1 protein-coding gene and 2 pseudogenes are annotated in these 2,008 nt (G+C 68.0%); 2 read left to right on the top strand and 1 reads right to left on the bottom strand.

Going from position 1 to position 2,008, the window contains the following annotated elements; translation table 11 throughout:
• Positions 1-143: 143 nt before the first annotated feature.
• Together ACWDA7_RS52370 and ACWDA7_RS52365 are read left to right on the top strand one after the other, a co-directional pair.
• Positions 144-710 (top strand): annotated as a pseudogene (locus tag ACWDA7_RS52370) (transposase); the annotation flags it as partial.
• A 197-nt stretch (positions 711-907) separates the two neighbouring features.
• Positions 908-1,063: pseudogene (locus ACWDA7_RS52365) on the top strand (4-hydroxy-2-oxovalerate aldolase); the annotation flags it as partial.
• A gap of 186 nt (positions 1,064-1,249) precedes the next feature.
• Here ACWDA7_RS52365 and ACWDA7_RS52360 read toward each other — a convergent pair.
• Positions 1,250-1,771, bottom strand: coding sequence for a hypothetical protein (locus tag ACWDA7_RS52360; protein WP_450615226.1), 522 nt, complete (start codon positions 1,769-1,771; stop codon positions 1,250-1,252).
• Positions 1,772-2,008 lie beyond the last annotated feature (237 nt).

The raw sequence follows: 2,008 nt of genomic DNA, 5'->3' as shown, positions 1-2,008 counted from the left end.
TCCCCGCCGTCCAGGTCCTGCGCCGGGCCTGGGTGGAGCAGTACCACCGCGATGGCGAGGGGGTGCACTGGCGGGAGGGCAAGGACCTCCCGCCGTCCAGACGCCGGCTGTCCTCGCCCTACGACCTCGACGCCCGCTACGGCATGAAGAGGGGCTCGGGCTGGTGCGGCTACAAGACCCACCTGACCGAGACCTGTGAGCCGGATGCACCCCATGTGATCACGAATGTGGAGAGCACGGACGCCACCGTCGACGACGCCGAGATGACGGAGACCGTCCACCGGAACCTGGACGAACGCCGGTTGGTGCCGGGCGAGCACGTGGTGGACTCCGGCTATGTCACTGCAGCCCATATCCTCACCGCACGTGACGGGCACGGCATCACGCTCCTGGGACCGGTCGGCCTGGATACCCATCACGGCAGGCAGGACGACACCGGGCCGGATCTCTCCCAGCGGGCGTTCAGCGTCGACTGGGACCGCCGCGAGGCGGTCTGTCCACGCGGCGCGGTCAGCATCAGCTGGTCTGAGCAGGTCAAATCCAGCGGCACCCCGATCACCCGGGTCCAGTTCGCCGCCACCGACTGCCGCCCCTGCCCACTGCGGTCGGCCTGCACACGCGCCTGCGAGAAGGGCCGCTACGGACGCAGCCTGACGCTGCTGCCCCGCGAGCAGCAAGAGATTCTGGGCCAGCGCCGCCAGGAACAGCAGACCGAGGAGTGGAAGCAGCGCTACGACATCCGAGCCGGTGTCGAGGGCACGATCTCGCATGCACCTGTACCGGATCGGCCTCGTGGCGATCCCGGCTGCCGGAAGGTGCAGTCGTCAGGCGCCAAAACGCGTCAAGCCCGCCGCCGCAAGGTAGGCAGGAATCTCCTTCCTGAGCTTGCGAAGGGAGGAGAGCACTTCAATCCAGCTTCCTGCTCCACGCGGAGGCCGCCGCCCGCTGCTACGGGCTGGACACCCGCAGCATCCTCGTCGAGGTCGGCCGCCGCGGCATGGTCGGCGGCCAGGAGGACCTGATCACCGACGTGGCGCTCGACCTGTCCGCCGACCGGCCGTGACAAATGGGCCACCCGCCCGTGCGGGTGGCCTATGGGAACAGCAGGAGAAGGTTCGATTGTGAGCCGCGGATGCGGTCGATGACGTGTCAGGGCTCCGCGGGCGGCGTGTCCCTCGTCAAGCGGCACGCTGGCCGGGGCGGATAAGGACGATGCCGCACCCGGAAAGAAGATCCGGACACGGAGGAGTCAGTGGGGCAACGGGACAGCCACCGACTCCTCCTGGCCGTGCCATGTCACCCAGACCTCGCCCGGCAGTGGATGTCCGAGGGTGGGGACCATCAAGAACTGCACCGACTCGCCGGGCCGTACGGTTGCGTTCTCCGGCACGTTGCGCATGATCGCCGTCGTCCGGTTGCGGTCCAGGTGCACTCCGGTAGCCGTCTCCGCGCCCCCGTTGCGCAGCAAGTAGGCGTGCTTTCCCCGGCGCTGCAGGTCCCATCCCACCGCAGGGCGGCCTGACAGCTCGGGCGTCGCGAGCGGTTGTGGAGGCGTCGTGGCGTTCTGCGCCTGCGCGAGCAGCTTGAGAGCCTTGGCAAGGCTGTCTTCCACAGCGATTGCTCTGCGCTCGGCCGCCTCGACCTGTGCCTGACCGGCGATGTTTGCTTCCTCGGCAATTTCCGCTTGCCTCTTCGCGTCGCGGCGCGTGACGAGAGAGATCACCATGGTGATCACGATGCCGACCCAGGTGGCGATGTTTCCAGCTTGCATGGCTACCACGGCGGGAGGGGCATCCCGCCTTCCTTCTTGCTGTTACTGATTTTCAAAGCACGGTCGTGCGGTGACCGGCCGTCTGCCTGTCGTGGCTTCTCCTGCCGTGTTGAAGGCTCCCCTCCCTGAAGGAAGGGGATTCTCCACCCTCCAGGGCTGAGCGGGGATTTACGGCTCAGGCTGCCGCCTGGGCCAGCGGCCCCGGCGGTCTTACGCCCTCAGCACCGTCCGGGTTCC

This window comes from Streptomyces sp. NPDC001156 (genome assembly GCF_053598275.1).
The sequence above is the reverse complement of the archived record's forward strand: the minus strand, read 5'-3'. Positions and strand labels throughout refer to the sequence as shown.

Coding starts and splice junctions, on each gene's coding strand:
- ACWDA7_RS52360 (WP_450615226.1), bottom strand. CDS start 1,771: ATGCAAGCTGGAAACATCGCCACCTGGGTCGGCATCGTGATCACCATG.